The sequence below is a fragment of the Vibrio coralliilyticus ATCC BAA-450 genome, assembly GCF_000176135.1.
In the GTDB taxonomy this organism is placed as follows: domain Bacteria; phylum Pseudomonadota; class Gammaproteobacteria; order Enterobacterales; family Vibrionaceae; genus Vibrio; species Vibrio coralliilyticus.
Genome location: NZ_ACZN01000017.1, coordinates 135,902 through 153,142, shown reverse-complemented (window position 1 = coordinate 153,142; position 17,241 = coordinate 135,902). Strand labels below are relative to the sequence as shown.

The 17,241-nt window shown below is 43.8% G+C and carries 14 protein-coding genes; 6 read left to right on the top strand and 8 right to left on the bottom strand.

All coding sequences use genetic code 11. The annotated features are described in order from the left end of the window. Positions 1-124 precede the first annotated feature (124 nt). Both VIC_RS16000 and luxQ read left to right on the top strand, forming a co-directional pair. The gene (locus tag VIC_RS16000) at positions 125-1,222 is read left to right on the top strand and encodes an autoinducer 2-binding periplasmic protein LuxP (RefSeq protein WP_006961079.1); all 1,098 of its coding nucleotides are present in this window, start codon (positions 125-127) and stop codon (positions 1,220-1,222) included. Beyond that, positions 1,222-3,792, top strand: coding sequence for a quorum-sensing autoinducer 2 sensor kinase/phosphatase LuxQ (luxQ, locus tag VIC_RS15995; protein ID WP_006961078.1), 2,571 nt, complete (start codon positions 1,222-1,224; stop codon positions 3,790-3,792). The genes VIC_RS16000 and luxQ overlap by 1 nt, the downstream gene beginning before the upstream one ends. Here the strand turns inward: luxQ and VIC_RS15990 are convergent. From VIC_RS15990 to yccS, 6 genes are all read right to left on the bottom strand, one after another. After that, positions 3,778-4,443, bottom strand: coding sequence for a PilZ domain-containing protein (locus VIC_RS15990; RefSeq protein WP_006961077.1), 666 nt, complete (start codon positions 4,441-4,443; stop codon positions 3,778-3,780). The genes luxQ and VIC_RS15990 overlap by 15 nt on opposite strands. Before the next feature lie 106 nt (positions 4,444-4,549). Then, positions 4,550-6,082, bottom strand: a complete 1,533-nt coding sequence (gene glpD / locus VIC_RS15985) for a glycerol-3-phosphate dehydrogenase (protein WP_006961076.1) — start codon at positions 6,080-6,082, stop codon at positions 4,550-4,552. Between the two features lie 221 nt (positions 6,083-6,303). Continuing rightward, positions 6,304-7,563, bottom strand: a complete 1,260-nt coding sequence (locus VIC_RS15980) for a hydroxymethylglutaryl-CoA reductase (RefSeq protein ID WP_039952224.1) — start codon at positions 7,561-7,563, stop codon at positions 6,304-6,306. 90 nt (positions 7,564-7,653) lie between these two features. Further along, entirely contained in the window at positions 7,654-7,932 is a 279-nt protein-coding gene (locus VIC_RS15975; protein WP_006961074.1) for a hypothetical protein, read from the bottom strand. 56 nt (positions 7,933-7,988) lie between these two features. Continuing rightward, a complete protein-coding gene (locus tag VIC_RS26870) occupies positions 7,989-8,150 on the bottom strand; it encodes a hypothetical protein (protein ID WP_006961073.1) in 162 nt (53 codons plus the stop codon). A gap of 183 nt (positions 8,151-8,333) precedes the next feature. Further along, positions 8,334-10,514, bottom strand: coding sequence for a YccS family putative transporter (yccS, locus tag VIC_RS15970; protein WP_006961072.1), 2,181 nt, complete (start codon positions 10,512-10,514; stop codon positions 8,334-8,336). 200 nt (positions 10,515-10,714) lie between these two features. Between yccS and helD the strand changes: the two genes are divergently transcribed. Together helD and cutA are read left to right on the top strand one after the other, a co-directional pair. Next, the gene (gene helD / locus VIC_RS15965; protein ID WP_006961071.1) at positions 10,715-12,781 is read left to right on the top strand and encodes a DNA helicase IV; all 2,067 of its coding nucleotides are present in this window, start codon (positions 10,715-10,717) and stop codon (positions 12,779-12,781) included. 15 nt (positions 12,782-12,796) lie between these two features. Further along, on the top strand, positions 12,797-13,117 hold the full coding sequence (gene cutA, locus VIC_RS15960; protein ID WP_006961070.1) for a divalent-cation tolerance protein CutA: 321 nt from the start codon (positions 12,797-12,799) through the stop codon (positions 13,115-13,117). Here cutA and VIC_RS15955 read toward each other — a convergent pair. Further along, on the bottom strand, positions 13,081-13,701 hold the full coding sequence (locus tag VIC_RS15955) for a DUF2238 domain-containing protein (protein WP_006961069.1): 621 nt from the start codon (positions 13,699-13,701) through the stop codon (positions 13,081-13,083). The two genes, cutA and VIC_RS15955, sit on opposite strands and share 37 nt — an antisense overlap. A 231-nt stretch (positions 13,702-13,932) precedes the next feature. On the opposite strand from VIC_RS15955, the gene VIC_RS15950 reads away from it, so the two are divergent. Further along, positions 13,933-14,772, top strand: coding sequence for an isopenicillin N synthase family dioxygenase (locus VIC_RS15950; RefSeq protein WP_006961067.1), 840 nt, complete (start codon positions 13,933-13,935; stop codon positions 14,770-14,772). Between the two features lie 132 nt (positions 14,773-14,904). Then, the gene (locus VIC_RS15945; RefSeq protein WP_019276866.1) at positions 14,905-15,522 is read left to right on the top strand and encodes a DNA-J related domain-containing protein; all 618 of its coding nucleotides are present in this window, start codon (positions 14,905-14,907) and stop codon (positions 15,520-15,522) included. 34 nt (positions 15,523-15,556) lie between these two features. On the opposite strand, the gene VIC_RS15940 is transcribed toward VIC_RS15945, so the two are convergent. Next, a complete protein-coding gene (locus VIC_RS15940; protein WP_006961065.1) occupies positions 15,557-17,212 on the bottom strand; it encodes an ABC-ATPase domain-containing protein in 1,656 nt (551 codons plus the stop codon). Positions 17,213-17,241 lie beyond the last annotated feature (29 nt).

The window sequence follows — 17,241 nt, the reverse complement described above, 5'->3', positions numbered from 1 at the left end:
TTAATGTAAGTTGATGTTTTTAATAGGTTAATTTGTAACCACATAATCGACATAGTTGGGAATCAAATAGTAACCTTTAATAAATTAAAAACTAAAGTTAGCTAGGTATCCAAGAGGGCAAACAATGTTTAAAACAACGCTGTTATCATTGGCGGTCGCTGTATCAGCGACAAGTCAGGCACACACTACACAAGTCCTCAATGGTTACTGGCAATACGACGAATATCTCGATTCCCATCCCGTACAGAAGCAGTTAACGGATGCGTTGTCTGAAACAGTAAGAAATTACCCAACTCCGATTTCGGCGAAGCAAGATAAGCCAGTTTCTATTGCTGTGGTTTATCCTGGGCAGCAGATTTCGGACTATTGGGTTCGAAATATCAAAGCTTTTGAAACTCGTTTAGAAAAGTTAGGAATCAGCTACAAGATAAACCAAGTTTTTACTCGGCCGAATCTCGATGTCAGACAACAAAGTCTTTCGTTGCTTGAAGCGGTTCAAAATAAAGCTGACTACTTGATATTCACGCTTGACACGACTCGTCACCGCAAATTTATTGAACATGTTTTGAGTTCAACCGATACCAAGCTCATTCTGCAAAATATTACGACCCCTGTTAGAGCTTGGGACGATCAGCAACCCTTCATGTATGTGGGGTTCGATCACATCAAAGGCGCTCGAATTCTTGAGCAGTATTACAAAGACACCATCCCTAAAGAAAGCCGTTACTCGGTGCTTTACTTTTCTGAAGGTTACGTGAGTGATGCTCGTGGTGACACGTTCATTGAAGAGATGAGTCATCATGATTCGTACAAGCTATCTTCATCGTATTACACCACAGCAACTCGAGAATCTGGGTTTAATGCTGCCGTTAAAGCGGTAGAGAAAGATCCAAGTATCTCCTTCATATATGCGTGCTCTACAGATGTTGCCTTAGGAGCAGTAGAAGCACTTAAATCGATGAAGAGAGAGGATATTCTTATTAATGGTTGGGGTGGTGGTAGCGCCGAGTTGGAGGCTATTTCTAAAGGCGATCTAGATGTTACAGCCATGAGAATGAATGATGACACTGGTATTGCTATGGCAGAAGCTATTAAGTGGGATCTTGAAGGTAAAAATGTACCGCACGTCTACTCTGGTGACTTTGAAATAGTGACCAAAGCGGATAGCCCTTCAAAAGTTGAGAAATTAAAGCAGAGAGCGTTTAGGTACTCGGATCAATAATGGCATTGTTAACGCGGCGAGGCAGCAAAAGCCGTCTCGCCACATTACTTACCCGTTCTATATTCCTCACTATCGGTGTCTTATCGTTGGTGATGGTGTTCCAGAACTATCAAGTAAATCGCCAGGTCGTCTCCCAAGAGGTGGCGCGCTCAAAGCTGCAAACGCAAAGCTTAGTGCAGCAAATTTTCAACTTCCGACTTAAAGCCCTAGAAATCCAGCAAGACAGTTACAGTCGCAATGAATCTTTGATTGAGGCTTTTGCTGAATCTGACGTAAATGGACTGGATCGCTTTTTTAATGGCATTGACCAAGCTGCTCCAGAGTTGGCGCCTGATTTTCGTTTTATCACAGCGGAAACAGAAGTCGTCTGGGATGATTCTAATTACCAGTTCTATGGTATCTCACCCGATCAGCTTTCTCATCTAAGTGATGATATGACCACTGGTGGCAGTTGGCACTTGTCACAAACTCCATCCTTGTTAGGTACGCGTTATCTGATGGTTCGTCGGGTGCCTATCATTAACATGGCTTCTGGCGAAGTACTGGGTTATCTCCACATTGGCGTTGTGATGAACAATAACTTTGCGTTGATCAATGCTCTATTGAGAGGTAGTAACGCAGATCAAATCCTGCTTTCTGTTGGCTCAGAAGTGATCGCGTCGAGCACCAAAGACAAAGATTTCCGGCACATCGAATGGCTTGAAGAGTCTGCGTTGGATTTCACCGCCAGTAAATACATGGTATCAAAGACAGACCTGACCATTAGCAATGTGGCAACCTTTCTATCGATTTACACCATTCAGGATAATCAATCTATCGTGATCCTTATGCGAAGCCACTATATATGGGTGGCAGTAGCAGGGTTACTTTTGGTTGTCATTGCGATTTATAGCCGCTTGTGGCTTGGAAAACGTGTATCGAAAGAACTCGCTAACTTAATGCGCTATACAGAAAGTACGGTCGAAATTAAAGATGCCAGTAAGTTTCCTGGCTCTCCGATTGAAGAATTTGATCAAATTGGTCAATCATTTGAACTGTCATTCCAACGTTTAAGCGAGCAAGAAAAGCAATTTGCTGATTTGTTCAATTTCTCCCTTTCTCCCATTACTCTTTGGGATGTCGAAGGAAAATTGATTAGAAGCAACCCAGCCGCAGAGCGCAGTTTTCGTGTAGAAATGGGTGATGAGCAAAATGATTATCAGCTTTTGGTTGAGAAGCTCGGCCCACATATTCGAATGTGTGCGAAAGGAGCAACGCTAACGGGTATTAATATTGCCATTAGAGAGAAAACTTATCGCTGGAACCTTTCCCCCATCTTTGTCGATAAGGGTATTAACAATATCATGGCGCAAGGTCAGGATGTGACCAGCTTTGTCGATGCTGAGATTCAAAGCCAAGCGGCAAGAAAAGAAGCTGAAGAATCTGCAAGAGTACGGGCGGATTTCTTAGCTAAGATGAGCCATGAATTGCGGACGCCACTTAACGGAATTTTAGGCGTTTCCCAGTTGCTTAAAGGGAAAATATCTAATACAGACGATATAGAGCATTTAGACGTACTGTGTAACAGCGGTGAACACCTGCTTGCGGTTTTGAATGACATCCTCGATTTTTCGAAGATTGAGCAGGGTAAGTTCCATATTCAATCTGCCGATTTCCGCTTGGTCGAATTGATAAGCGCTGTCGAGAAAATCTATACGCCATTGTGTGATGAAAAAGGTATTGGATTTGTTGTTGAAACTAATGTCAGCAATAACACTTTCGCTCATAGTGATCAGGTCAGGTTGAATCAAATCTTGTTTAACTTGGTCAGTAACGCAATTAAGTTTACTCACGAAGGTGAGGTAACGGTGTCACTATTTTGTGATGGTGAAAGTCCAGAATCGCGCTTGAACATCAGCGTTAGAGATACGGGGATCGGCATTGAACGTGAGCGTATTTCTCATATCTTCGAACCTTTCGTACAAGCCGAAGCGACGACAACACGCGAATATGGCGGAAGTGGACTTGGTTTAGCGATAGTCCACAGTTTAGTCGAGATGCTAAATGGACAGATTGAGATTGAAAGTTCTATAGGCTATGGGACTAAATTCAGTTTATCTGTACCGATTGAACTGACTGAGTCCGTTGAGCAGGTTGAAACCAGTACATTCCTGATTGAGCCTGAAAACCTATTTGATAGAACATTGAATGTTTTACTTGTCGAAGACAATCATACCAATGCATTTATTGCGAAGGCGTTCTGTGAAAAATATGGAATGGAGGTGGCTTGGGTTCAGGATGGACATAATGCTATCGATCATCTGAAGAAATCGGATAACGTCGATCTAATCTTGATGGATAATCAACTACCAAATTTAGGTGGTATTGAAACGACTAAAATCATCCGCGAAGATTTGAAACTTGATATTCCTATCTTTGCCTGTACTGCTGACGGAATGCAGGACACCAAACGCGCATTTTTGAGCGTTGGCGCCGACTATGTAATTGTCAAACCAATTAAAGAACTAGCTCTAAATCAGGCATTCATTCATTACAAAGAAGAATTTCTTACCAAGCTAGAAGAGTGTTGATAGCGCAGATTGCTCTAGCAACTCTTGCTTCAATTCATCAGACATTTCAATTTCCTCACTGAACTTTATGCCAAAGCGATGGCCTTTCTTTTCTTTCTGAATCCCGACAATAGTATATTTAAGGCGTTCTGGGATTAGCTCATTTAGCGGTGTGTCCAACTCTATATTGCTGCTTTTCGTTAATTCACACTCACCTGAAATAAAAAATGCGCATCCAGAAACTGAAAAATCGACCATAGCAGCTTTATAACTGATGGTGTTTGATTTGACCTCAATAGGAATGTCCAAAGCATACCTTTCATGCTCGCGTATAGGTTTAGAAGCGAAGTGCTGAGGCATGCGAAGGAAAATCAGATGTCCAGGTGAACTGATTTGAGAAATGACAGAGGTCTTAAAGGCAACGATATGACCGAGTTTGGTATTCGTTATTCCCCTTACCACTACTACCGCATTGTTTAGTTTTCTCATGACAAGCGATTCTTTTGCTTTCTGAGGTAAATCAATGATGAGAAATTGATTAGTTTTACAGCCAACATAGTGGGTGTTAAACGGGTACTGATCGGCAGGGCCAAACTCAATGGTTGCAGAGAGTCGCATTCCGGGAATAAGTAATTTAACAAGTTCAGTAGCAGCATCATTCACAGAGGGCATGGTCAAAACATCTTATTATTATTTGAACGATATCTTTTTAAATATACTCCCTTCATAAACAAGTGTAACTTCTGAAACTAAAAATGGGGGCTTAGCCCCCAGTTTGTTATGCGCATTGTTCGTGGATACTGTATTCAGTTCCATCAAGGTAGCTCTCAATAGCTTGATAGCATTCTTGGTCGCATAATAGGTGAAGTTTGCTTCGGCGCTTTAAGACATCTTCAGCGTTGGTGCCAAGCTCATGCTTTACCAGATAGTCGATTTCTTTTTGATAGATTCCTGCAGAGAACTTGATACCAAGATCCTGCTCTGTGGTCACCCCTTCTAGAAGCTGTTCAACGCGGCTGCCGTAAGCTCTTAGCCAGCGTAAGCGTGTTTCATTGTCTATAAACGGAACTTGCTTCGCCAATTGAGCTTCCATCTTTTCCCATGTGAAGTCTTCGCCACCAGGAAGTGGGGCGTTCTTTGTCCAAGACTCTTTCAAGTTGAAGTATGGAGAAAGATGCTGCATCGCAGATTCAGATAGCTTTCTGTAAGTTGTTAATTTACCGCCAAAGATGGAAAGTAAAGGTGCTTCTCCATCTTTATGATCCAGTGAGAGTGTGTAATCTCGAGTAATCGCCTGTGGTGAATCTGACTCATCATCACAAAGTGGCCTCACGCCACTAAAATCAGCAACAACATCATCGATCGTGATTTGTTTGCGGAAGTGCTGATTCGTCACATCGATCAGATATTGTTTCTCTTCTTCACTAATCGCGACTTTACGAGGGTCACCTTTGTATTCGACATCTGTAGTTCCGATCATCGAGAACTTACCGAGGTAAGGAATGACAAACACAATACGGTTATCTTCATTTTGCATGATGTAAGCCTGCTCTTCATCATGAATTTTTCGAACGATGATATGAGAGCCTTTGATCAATCGAATACCGTAAGGGGAAGGCAGTTTAGTGTTCTCGGTCAGGAATTCTTTTACCCATGGCCCCGTTGCGTTTACGAGCGCTTTCGCTTTCCTGAAAAACGTTTTACATGTACGTTGATCGTATAGCTCTACGTGCCAGATGCCCTCAATACGCTGAGCCTTAGTGACTTTACAATAGTTACTGACCTCGGCACCTAGTTCTTGAGCTTGGATGACGTTAAGGACAACTAATCGCGCATCATCGACCCAACAATCTGAGTATTCAAAGCCAACGTTCAGTTCAGGTAAGGTAACATTCTCATTATCTAGCTTAATCTTCTTACTGCTAGGCAGAGAGGTTCGTTTTCCCAAATGATCATATAGGAACAAACCTGCTCTGATCATCCAAGCAGGGCGAAGAAATGGTCGGTGAGGCAACCTAAAACGCATGGGAAAAGCGATGTGTGGTGCTTTAGCGAGTAAAACTTCACGTTCTGCTAAAGCTTCACCTACCAAGCGGAATTCATAATGTTCTAAATATCGAAGTCCACCATGAATCAATTTTGAACTGGCAGAAGAGGTTGCGCCAGCAAAATCTTGTGCTTCATAGAGGCCGACTTTTAAGCCTCGACCTGCTGCGTCCACTGCGATACCGGCACCATTAATGCCACCTCCGACAACTATTAAGTCCAGCAATTCTTGTTCTTTTTGTTCTTTTAAGTAACTAACGGTCATCTTTTTGATTCCTAATGTTCGAACGAGCATTTGTTTTGAGCAATATAACCACATTATAATCACAGATGTTAGATTTTACCTCACTAAATATGATCTAGATCATTCTAATGAGTGTGATTCGAAAGTTAATCGAGTGTTTTTTTGGGTTAAAAGAAAATTAAGGAACAAAAAAAGCCCTCGATTTATCGAGGGCCTTAATTAACGAAAGAGTGAACTAGGTGCTATCTTGCAAGCTTTTGATGAGCTCGTGAAAAGTGTCCGGCGCAAAATGCGCCAACAATTGAAAGTTCACCTGCGAGACATAGCACTGCAGCGACTTCCGCAAGGGCTTTTGCTTTTCCTGTACCTAACAGCCCCATCAGCTCCAGACAGGCTTTTTGGCTAGGCAAATGTGTTCCTCCACCCACGGTTCCAACCATCAAGTTTGGAAGAGTGACACACGCATATAACCCACCTTGTTTGTTCAACTCCATGCGAGTAATGCCGATTGCCGACTCAGATACACACGCAGCATCCTGACCACAGGCAATATATAGTGCAGCAAGTGCATTCGCATAATGAGCATTTACACCAATAGAACCACTCAAAGCGGCGCCTGTTGTGGTCATCTGACCGAACTTAACCATTTGCTCGGGTGTGGTATGCAAGTACTTTTCGACCAGTTCTCTGGTTAGTTGAATTTCTGCGGTCACTTTTTTACCACGAACATGACGTAGGGTGTGCGCATTTGGCTTCTTGTCACCAGAGAGGTTGCCATCAAGGAAGGCATCTTGAGGCGAGATAGGGGAGTGATCCAATATGTAATTGAAGACTTCATTGGTTGCGATTGTCACCATGTTCTGGCCAGAAGCGTCACCAGTATGAAACTCAAAAATTAGATAGGCATGGTTACCTTCAATATTGATGTTAATGTCGTGCAACTGACCATGCGAGGTGGTTGATTCCGCCACTTGTTTGAAATGGTCATACTGAGTGACGACCCATGCTACGAACTGACCAGCGTCTGCTAAGTGCTGAAACTCAAACACGGGAGTTCGGGTGACTCCTTCGTTTAAGAGCATCGCGCTAGCTCCTCCCGCTGCCGTGATCAATTGTGAGCCACGGTTATAGGAGGCGACTAGCGCAGCTTCGGTTGTCGCGAGTGGGACAAAATAATCGCCATTAGCATGCAAGCCATTGACTCGTAAAGGGCCAGCAAGGCCAACGGGTAGTTTCACTGTACCGATAAAGTGTTCGATGTTCTTATTGTAGAGCTCAGCTTGTTGCTCGGTTACTGGGTCGAGCAGCGCGTCACGATCAGTCAACGGACTGAGCTTATCCCAACGTTTAGCCAAATTTTTCTCAGAGATATAAGGGTTTGGTGTTAACCGCAAAGCGGGCCTCTCAAAATGGGGGCTCATTAGTTGTTCAAGTTGTTCGGATTGTGGCCCTTGATTGAAGACTGGATTATTGTCATGGTGAGACAAGTTTAGTTTGGGCATAGCGAAAACAGACATTAAAATTATCAGTGGATTCTAACGACTCTGAACGGGAAGACAATATCTTGTTTACCTATTGGTACAAATTTCCAGCTACACGTGTACGTCGAGTAACGTACCAATCATTTCTTGATCACGTTGTAGCATATTTGTCCCAATGCGACTGTATTGCTCGGCTTGAGTCAGTTTGATCATGGGTTCGATGTCGGAGGGTTCTGGTTGTTTGAATTCAACTTTATTGAACTCATAGGATTCGTCTTTTTGAATAGGGTTGGGTTTGTGGACTTGATTGATCTCACGCGCAGCTTCGTCAGCCATTTTTGATGACTGTTCGATCAGTTGATAACCTGGCTGAACTGAGGAAACTGACATGGACACCCCCTGTATAACTTAAGCTTAAGGTGTGTTTGCGTTTTCAGCAAGTTGTGCTAAGAAAACAAGCTAGAGATGAGCTTCTGCTCTTCATCCGTTACCAAAACAGGTCGTGAGCCTTCTAGTGTTTCTGTTATCTCGCCCTTTAGTGCACGCAATTGCTGAGGGCTTAAATTTTTTATCTGTTCTTTGAACAGTTCAAACTGTTTAGGGTTCATATTAGGCTGCCTCCGAATCAATCCAGTTTTCTGGTTCGAAAAGCAAGAGATGTTTCCTTTCATCTTCTTACTCCCGTAAGAATTATCTGACTCCAGTTTATGGAATAGAGGTGAAGTTTTGTCCGGATAATGTCAGGTAGTGTTAGAGAAAGGTGAAGGAGACCGCAACGCGGCCCCTTACAATTAGTGCTTTTTATCGATAGTATCTGATTGATTTACGCGCACTGCGAACTTGCTTGCTAATGAGTGTAATTCAGGCAGCATTCTGTATATAAGGTACAACTGCTGTAAGACCATTTTAACGGAATTGTCATCTTCTTCACGCCATTCAGCCAACCTTGCCTCCATTGCTGGATCATCGATGTCACTGGTATCGCAGGTATCACAATGGTCGTTCAACTGATTAAACAAAATGTCCAAATGGTGGTGGATAACCCGATGCGCATCGAGTACGAGCTTATGCGTGTCCTCGTCGTTAATTCTCGTTCTATGAGCACCTAACGCAGAGATGTAACTGAGTAGCGCGTGGCTTAAGGTTAAGAAACGAAAGCTCTCATCTACCGCTGAACGATACCGACCTGGCTCAGCGAGCATGGAACTGATCGCGTTAGTCAGATTAGCGTCATGGTTATGGGCACTTCGCCGCGCGATTCGATAGGTGAGACTGTCTTTCTTACCTATCCGGTATTGACCAATGATCTGTGCAAGGTAGCTTCGATTTGCTTGAATTGTATCTGCCATCACAGTGTGGAGTCGTTTTGACTGCCAATCTGGCAAAATTAGAGCGACGGCAACTACTGCTAAAGCGCAGCCAATAATCGTATCGGCTAAGCGTGGTAGAACGACGGCATAGCCTTCTCCAAGTTGGTGAAAACAGAATAAAACCAATACAGTGATAAAGCCTGTAGCGTAACCGTAATTTGCCAAGCGGAAAGCAAAGAAGGCAACACCGGATACGACAATAAAGACCAGTTGGCTCTCTTGAGAAGGGAAAAACGTTAATAACGGTACACCAATCAATAAGCCCGCAATGGTGCCCAATACTCTAGCGACTAGCTTCTGTCGTGTAGCACTGTAGTTAGGCTGACAGACGAACAAGGTCGTCAGTAGGATCCAATAGCCTCTTTCGATACCGAAAGCCTGAATGATTCCATAGCCAGCGGTCAGAGCGATAGACATCCGGATTGCGTGACGAAACAACATCGAATCTTTGTTTAGATTGGATGTGATACGTAGCCACATCGCATTAAGTGTATGAGCCTCTGTATCATCAAGTACATCCTCTTCCAATGCACTGGCGTCGGGGTTACTGATGTTACTGAGTTGCTTTTCTACTGTCGCAAGGTTATTGAACAGGTAATTGAGTTGGTTAAGAAGGGATTTCCACTGGGGATTATTTTGTTCCTGTAGATGAGTAAGCGAGCTCATTAACTCATCTAATGCAACGACGGAGTCCTCGCTGTGTTGATACTCTTTCCCTAACCGAATGGCCTGAGCGATGTTTCGACACGCTTGAGCTTGGGTTTCCAGTAAATGTTTAAACCTGAATAAAACGTCCGAACGACCAAAGTGCTCAGCTAACTCCTGATAACGGTAGTGGCTGGAGCTGACTCTTTCGTGAATATCTTGAGCGAGGAAGTAAATATTGAGAAATCGGTCGCTTGCGCCATCCACATGACCTCGTTTTGAACGGCTGAGCAATGTGGCTTTACACAGGTTTAATGCTGTAACCGTGGCTGCGTTGAGTGTTGCTTCTTTAATCCGGAAAGGCTGGGGCTCTAGATTGGTAACAGGGTGGAATAACTGGCTTCTAGATTCGAGGTAGTTAGCTAACTGAAGAAAAACGGTTGCTAGGCTTTGTTGAACGGGCTGCATAGGCCATAACGCTGACCAAACAATCGACATAAAGAAATACCACGCCGCGCCTGAAAGTAACATTATGGGCTGTAGCCATATGTTGGTGCTTTCATGAGCGCCTAACATTGTGTATATGGCGATAAGCAGCGACCCAAACGCGATACTGGCGTATCTAGGGCCTATTGCTCCTAGCATGATAAAACCAAAAGTAGACGCAAATAATCCGGCTGCGAATAGAATGGGAGTTTCAAACAGCAATTCGATAGAAAACGATGCAATAGCGAAACAAGCCAGCGTCAATACAATAGATTTGAGTCGGCCTGTGAAATTGTCATCGCTTTCAGCCAGTGCTGCTGCGATCACGCCTAAAATAAGCGGGATGATGTAGGCATCAATAGGGTAGTACCAGCTAGGAATGACGACACCCAATAGAGTCACCAGAATGAGCAGGCTGTAGTTAATGGTCTTGTTTACCCAAAAAAGGCGGAGCTGACTGAAAAATTGCACGTTATCGATTCTTAGAGTTGCTTGATACTGACTATTGTACCTAATAGTCAATGGTAAACTTCTGATACAGATAAAGAAACAAGTCTGTTTGATTACCTTTTCTACACCGTGAGCTTAGCAGTAGATATTGACAGGATCTTTTCATTCTTCAATCCGGTTGAGTTATGATGTCGGCAATTGAATTCAAGGACAAAACAAGAATGCAGCTAATCGCCAACAAGACTGCACAATATCTTATTCAAAATGAATATCATCAGGTTTCTCTAGAATCTGATTTTCTCGTATTAAGCTCTCGGGGCAGCGAAGAGCGCATTCCTTTTAATGTCTGGAGCGGCAAAGTTAAACTTAAGCGTGGCCTTTTCTGGGGAGGTCTGCAATTCTTTGCGCACCCAGAAGAGGGAAAGCAGCAGTCCTGGTTAATTCAGGGATTACCATGGGAGCGTTGCCGAGACTTTGCGCGATTAGCGGTGGCTTCCTATCAGAAGTGGCACCACCATCAGTGTGTTCAACTCAATAAGTTTTTACCTGAATGGGAAATGGAAGTGCGTGGTTTTGAACGCCAGCCTGCGTTTTTAACCCATTCTACGGTCAATGCATGGCTTGAAAAGATGAATCGCGACTTTTTAACCATGGAAATGACGCTTGAAGATGCGCTTTTGCGAATGCCGGATCGTATGTCTGAGATTTTACCTTGGATTGATGACACCGATGAGGTGATGGCTACACGAAACCAACGTTGGATGGTCACTGAGTTAGAAAACTGGAAAGTACTCTTTTCACAAATCGAGTCTTCGCCATTGAATCTGTCTCAACAACAAGCTGTCTTACTTAACGATGACAACAACTTGGTACTGGCAGGGGCAGGATCAGGTAAAACCAGTGTTTTAACAGCACGTGTCGCTTATTTGTTGCAAAGTCACTTGGCGCAAGCTGAAGACATTCTTATGTTAGCTTTTGGCCGCGATGCAGCAGAAGAGATGAAACAACGTCTCGAAAACAAAATCGGGCTTAGCGCTGAACAAGTGACAGTAAACACATTCCACCAACTTGGTCTTAAGATTCTAAATCAGGTTGAAAAAGATCCAGTCACTATTTCTCCCATTGCCTTGGATGACAACCTAAAAAGTGCATGGTGCGTAGATTGGCTTAAAAAGCATTGGATGACACCTACCGCTTTCAAACGTTGGCAAAAACATCTACAAAAATGGCCAATAGCCTATTTAGCGGGTGATGATGAGCTTGGTAGTCACGTTGAAAACCCTAAGCTGATCGCTTGGCTAAATAAACAATTGAATCAGCTATCGGCGATGGGCTGCACGAAAAAAGAAATTCAACAAAGGCTGGTGGATCACAACGATTATACTCGCCTGAATAGTGAGCTTGCGTTGGTGTGGCCTTGTTATCAAGCGTGGCTGGATATGCTTAAGTCGGAAGGCCACATTGATTTCAATATTATGATCACTAAAGCGACACAGCACGTGATGAAAGGTAAGTTCAAGGCACCTTGGAAGTACATCATGATAGATGAGTATCAGGACATCTCACCTCAGCGGTTGGCGTTGGTAGAAGCGTTATGTCAACAGAAGGATGAGCGCAACTGTGTACTATTTGCAGTGGGGGACGACTGGCAGTCTATTTATGAATTTGCAGGCGCGGATGTTGATTTGACGACAGGATTTGCCGAACGCTTCCCACATTCTACGATCCATCATCTTGATACGACCTACCGCTTCAACAATCAGATTGGGGAAGTGGCAAACCAATTTGTTCAGCAGAACCCAGCACAGCTCGAAAAAGTGTTGCAAAGCCACAAAGAGCAGAAGGCGAAAACTGTAACGCTGGCACCGAGTAACACTGTTGAGAAAATATTGGACGAACTCAACCGAAAAGCTAAAAGTACGCAAACTGTATTGCTTCTCGGGAGAAATCATTATCACAAGCCGGAGCTTCTTTCTGAATGGCAGAAACAGTTCGCTTTGTTGTCGATTGAATTTATGACTTGTCATGCGAGTAAAGGCAAAGAAGCGGATTTTGTTATTGTTCTGTCTGTGGATGAAGGGCAGTTTCCTGCGCGGGTTAAAGCGCTTCATATTGATGGAGCCTTGACTCAGTCTGAAGATACGTTCCCTTATGCTGAAGAACGCCGACTGTTTTATGTTGCTCTGACGCGAGCGAAGAAAAAAGTTTGGATAACTTATACAGGTTCAGGCTCGAGTTTTGTCAAAGAGCTTACTGAACAAGATTATCCGGTAATAGTTAAGAAATAGGGAGTTGGATTAAGTATGAGTGGCCAGTTCTGCATTACGCTAACGACAACAAATAATGATGAAACCACACAGAAAATCATCAACTCAGTATTGAAGAAAGAACTGGCGGCCTGCATTCAGACCATGCCAGTCAATAGCCATTATATCTGGGAAGGTGAAGTGTGCTGTGACAACGAAACCCTGTTGATCATCAAAACCAAAAAAGCCTGCTATGCGGAACTTGAACAAGTGATCGTTTCCAATCATGACTATGAGGTACCTCAAGTTGTTCAAGTTCCGTTTACTGAAGGGTTTAATCCTTACCTTGCTTGGATTGAAGAAAACACCCGCTGCTGAGACACTAGCAAGCTCAGAGCAGTAAGTGCCCCCAGCGTATCCATAAGCATGTCTTTTTGTGCATCCCAAATATCACCTTGAGACCCTAAAAACGCGATGCCTTCGTCGCCTCCCGCGAGGGCAGCGTACCACCACTCAACAATTTCGTAGCCTGCAGCCAGAGACATGATCGCAAATAGAGCAAAAGCGATTGCTAGCTTTGTGCTCATTAATCGTTTTTTAATCAAGTATTCGGCGATAGGGTACGCGTACAAACCGATAGAGAAGTGCGCCACACGATCAAAGTTGTTTCTTTCTGAACCGATTAAGTTGTTAAACCAGTCAAATGGTACTTCGGCAAATGTGTATTTGGCACCGATGGTGTGCAATGTAAGCCAGATAAACATCAAACAATATGCGGTACTAGAAAACTGAAACTGACGTGATACAAGCCATATAAGTACCAGAATACCAATTGCTGGAATGATTTCAGCTATCCAAACCGCGCGCGAAGATGGCTCGAAAGCGGAAAACAAAAAGACCAGAGCGTAAGCAACGGTTAACCCACTTAAAAGCGAAAATGAAGACCTGTTGTTTGAGTTCATTGAAAGGTTCCCTGAATACATTTCTTTATATCATGCCACTTAATAAAACGGTGTTCAATTGTTCATTTGAACGTTTTCGTCAACTAATAATTAACTATTTATGTTGAAACGCGTAAACATCGCACATTTAACGCTCAAACTGTCTGTTTCATTTCATCAAAGTTTGATTTACCTATATGTCACACTTAAAATTGCCGCTCCAACTACTAAATAACTACTCAAAGTAAAGCCATGAAACTGGAAACTGTCGATTATCTAGCTGAAGATGCTGCTCAGCAATTTGTTACCTCACTGCGTGAGACTGGATTCGGTGTATTGAAAAACCACCCGATTCCTAAAGAGCTTGTAGAGTCTATCTATGAGAACTGGTATCAGTTCTTTATGACTGAGCGCAAGAACGAGTTCACTTATAATGTTGAAACTCAAGACGGTTACTTCCCACCTTCAGTTTCTGAAGTTGCAAAAGGACATACAGTTAAGGATATTAAAGAATATTTCCATGTATATCCTTGGGGTCAAATGCCAGAAGAGCTCAAAGAACAGATCATGGATTACTATGATCGTGCCAACAAGTTCGCTCAAGAACTATTAGGCTGGGTTGAAGCTTATGCACCAAAAGATGTGCAGGAGAAATTCTCTGTTGCTCTATCTGAAATGATCAATGGTAGTGACAAAACGCTACTTCGTATTCTTCATTACCCACCAATGACAGGTGACGAGGAACCAGGTGCAATCCGTGCAGCTGCGCATGAAGATATTAACCTTCTAACGGTTCTTCCAGCAGCGAACGAACCAGGCCTTCAGGTTAAAGGTAAAGATGGTAACTGGATTGATGTACCTTGTGACTTTGGTAACTTGATCATCAACATCGGTGACATGCTTCAAGAAGCATCTGGTGGCTATTTCCCATCAACAACACACCGTGTTATCAACCCTACAGGTGAACGTCAGGAAACATCACGCATTTCATTGCCACTGTTCCTGCACCCGAAACCAGAAGTTGTTCTTTCAGAGCGCCATACAGCAGGCAGCTACCTGATGGAGCGACTACGTGAGCTAGGTGTTATCTAACCACGAATTTCTAAGAAAGAGCCAGCAAATGCTGGCTCTTTTTTTGGGTGATGATCGTCAATTCTGAGATAATCTCTCGACAAATGGGCCATTTTGCATTTTCATTAAAAATAAACCCGTCGTAGAGTGGATATGAACGAACATCAGGAAGTCGCGGCCCAGTTCCAGCAGTATATGGAGAATCCTTTGCTGTGGCCTATTATGGAAGTTCTCAGAAAACAGCCTTCAGGATGGAAAGTTCATACACTATCTTCCCATCTCAGCGAGCTAGAGCTACTGCCAGTGCTAGACGGTTCGCCCGAGAAAGACCTCTTCAAGCGTAATTTTCTTATTATGAATGCATTGTACCAATTGCAAGAAACCTTGTACCCAGACAACTGGCTACAGGTGCAAGCGATGGATATCGTGCTGATGCCTCAATCTAGAGTCTTTGGACATGAAGTTGATCATGAAGACCCTTTGCGTGATTATTATCTCGATTGGCACAATTACGAAGCAGAAGAGGGGGAAGTTAAGAGGCTGCTGAATGAGTTCTGGACTCGTTATCGTGAATTTGTTGGCAGTACTAACGGCGGTGACATGGATCGAGCGAAAGCGTTGTCGTTGTTTAAACTCCCACACGACGCGAGCCCAACTGAAATCCGCAAGACTTGGCGTAAACTGGCGCTGAAATGGCACCCTGATAGAGAAAACGGAAATAGTGATCGCTTCCGCGTACTGTGTGAAGCTTGGCATGTATTAAGACATTGAAAAAAAGCGCCTTATTGAATAAGGCGCTTTTTGGTTAATTTGCTGATTTGAACTGCGATTTTCTCATTCGGTTCAATGCTGCCATCGCATCTATGGTGCGTGGTTTGGCCAAGTCACCCTGATTTGGCATGTTCTTAGACCAATCACCATCAAGCATTTGCTGTATTTCCTTCGCTGGGTTGTTCGACCAGCCTGGCAATTTTGCTAGCTGAAACCACAACCAACCGATGGCGTTGATTTCAGAGCTAGACTCCAGCTGTTCCAGCGCAGACAGGTCGGTAAATTCTTTACCAAATCGTAAAGAGTCGACGCCCTTCGCTGAAACGCGGAATTTTCCGTCGGCGAGAATTTTTTGTAGAGCAGCTCGATTCAAAGATCTTGGTCGGAATGTGCTGAGCTCGCTTTCACACTCGTTGTTTCGTTCTGTTGGGTGTTGTTTTACAACTTGTCGTGCTTTTTCCGTTACATCGACGGCTTGATAATCGTGCATTTGAATAACAGTATCAGCCACGTCTAGATAATCGCCGGAACCACCCATGACAATAACCGTTGAAACTTCAAGTTCGTTACGCAGCTGGCCAATGCGGTCAACTAAAGGCGTGATCGGCTCGTCGCCCTTACTAACCAGCGCCTGCATGCGCTCATCTCGGATCATGAAGTTTGTTGCGGACGTGTCTTCGTCAATCAGAATACCTTGAACGCCAGCCTCAATTGATTCCTGTAGCCAAGCCGCCTGAGAGGTGGAGCCTGATGCATCTTGCGTTGTGAAATCTTCGGTATCACGTTGCATTGGAAGATGATTGATATAGTTAGAAAGGTTGAGGCTATGTACACATCGGCCGTCTTCTGCCCGAATCTTCATCGCATTTAGATTCGTTACAATGCGCTCGCGGCCATCACCTGGAATATGGTTGTAAATGGAACGTTCTATGGCATTCAGAAGAGTAGACTTACCGTGGAATCCACCACCCACAATCAAAGTGATGCCTTTACGGATGCCTAAACCAGTGATTTCGCCTTGGTTTGGTGTGGCGATAGTCACCTGCAAAGACTCTGGTGCAGTCAGTGCGACCGCGTCTTTCATGGGTAAATCACAGTTACCAGCCACTCGAGGTAGAACAGAACCATTACCAACGAACGCAAGCAAGTTATACTCATCTAACTTACTGCGAATGAATTCTTGGTCTTCAACGATTTGACAGTGGTGCACTAGTGCTTCTTTATCCAGTTCACGCTCTAATGTGGCACGACGGATAAACTTAGGTAAGTGGAAGGTCAGGATGTTGTTTGTCTTTTTACCTAATACCGAGCGGCCTTCAGCTGGAAGATTAACGCGGAATCGAAGTTCGATACCTTCGTCTGTGAACAAGACAGACGTGCTATCCATGACCGTCTGACCAGTGAGAGCAATACTAACGCTGTTTTCTTGCTTGGCGAATTCAGCAAAACTACGTGCAATGAAATCACGTGCAGCCACTTGATAGGCTTCGGATGTTTCGCGTAGCCACTGTAAACCGGTTAGTGACCATGGTCTAACCGCTCTCACTCTTGATGCTGAAGCATAAGGGTCTGCCTGAACATAGTCGATGAAAAAGGTGTAATCGCCGAAGTCATATTGACCTTTTATCTGCTGATAAGCGCGATAGTTTTGTTTTTCGATTTTTTTGAGCGTGGCGGTTAACTGATCCATAAGGCATTCACAAGCGAGATAAAATAAAG

Coding starts and splice junctions, on each gene's coding strand:
- VIC_RS16000 (WP_006961079.1), top strand. CDS start 125: ATGTTTAAAACAACGCTGTTATCATTGGCGGTCGCTGTATCAGCGACA.
- luxQ (WP_006961078.1), top strand. CDS start 1,222: ATGGCATTGTTAACGCGGCGAGGCAGCAAAAGCCGTCTCGCCACATTA.
- VIC_RS15990 (WP_006961077.1), bottom strand. CDS start 4,443: ATGCCCTCTGTGAATGATGCTGCTACTGAACTTGTTAAATTACTTATT.
- glpD (WP_006961076.1), bottom strand. CDS start 6,082: ATGACCGTTAGTTACTTAAAAGAACAAAAAGAACAAGAATTGCTGGAC.
- VIC_RS15980 (WP_039952224.1), bottom strand. CDS start 7,563: ATGCCCAAACTAAACTTGTCTCACCATGACAATAATCCAGTCTTCAAT.
- VIC_RS15975 (WP_006961074.1), bottom strand. CDS start 7,932: ATGTCAGTTTCCTCAGTTCAGCCAGGTTATCAACTGATCGAACAGTCA.
- VIC_RS26870 (WP_006961073.1), bottom strand. CDS start 8,150: ATGAACCCTAAACAGTTTGAACTGTTCAAAGAACAGATAAAAAATTTA.
- helD (WP_006961071.1), top strand. CDS start 10,715: ATGCAGCTAATCGCCAACAAGACTGCACAATATCTTATTCAAAATGAA.
- cutA (WP_006961070.1), top strand. CDS start 12,797: ATGAGTGGCCAGTTCTGCATTACGCTAACGACAACAAATAATGATGAA.
- VIC_RS15955 (WP_006961069.1), bottom strand. CDS start 13,701: ATGAACTCAAACAACAGGTCTTCATTTTCGCTTTTAAGTGGGTTAACC.
- VIC_RS15950 (WP_006961067.1), top strand. CDS start 13,933: ATGAAACTGGAAACTGTCGATTATCTAGCTGAAGATGCTGCTCAGCAA.
- VIC_RS15945 (WP_019276866.1), top strand. CDS start 14,905: ATGAACGAACATCAGGAAGTCGCGGCCCAGTTCCAGCAGTATATGGAG.
- VIC_RS15940 (WP_006961065.1), bottom strand. CDS start 17,212: ATGGATCAGTTAACCGCCACGCTCAAAAAAATCGAAAAACAAAACTAT.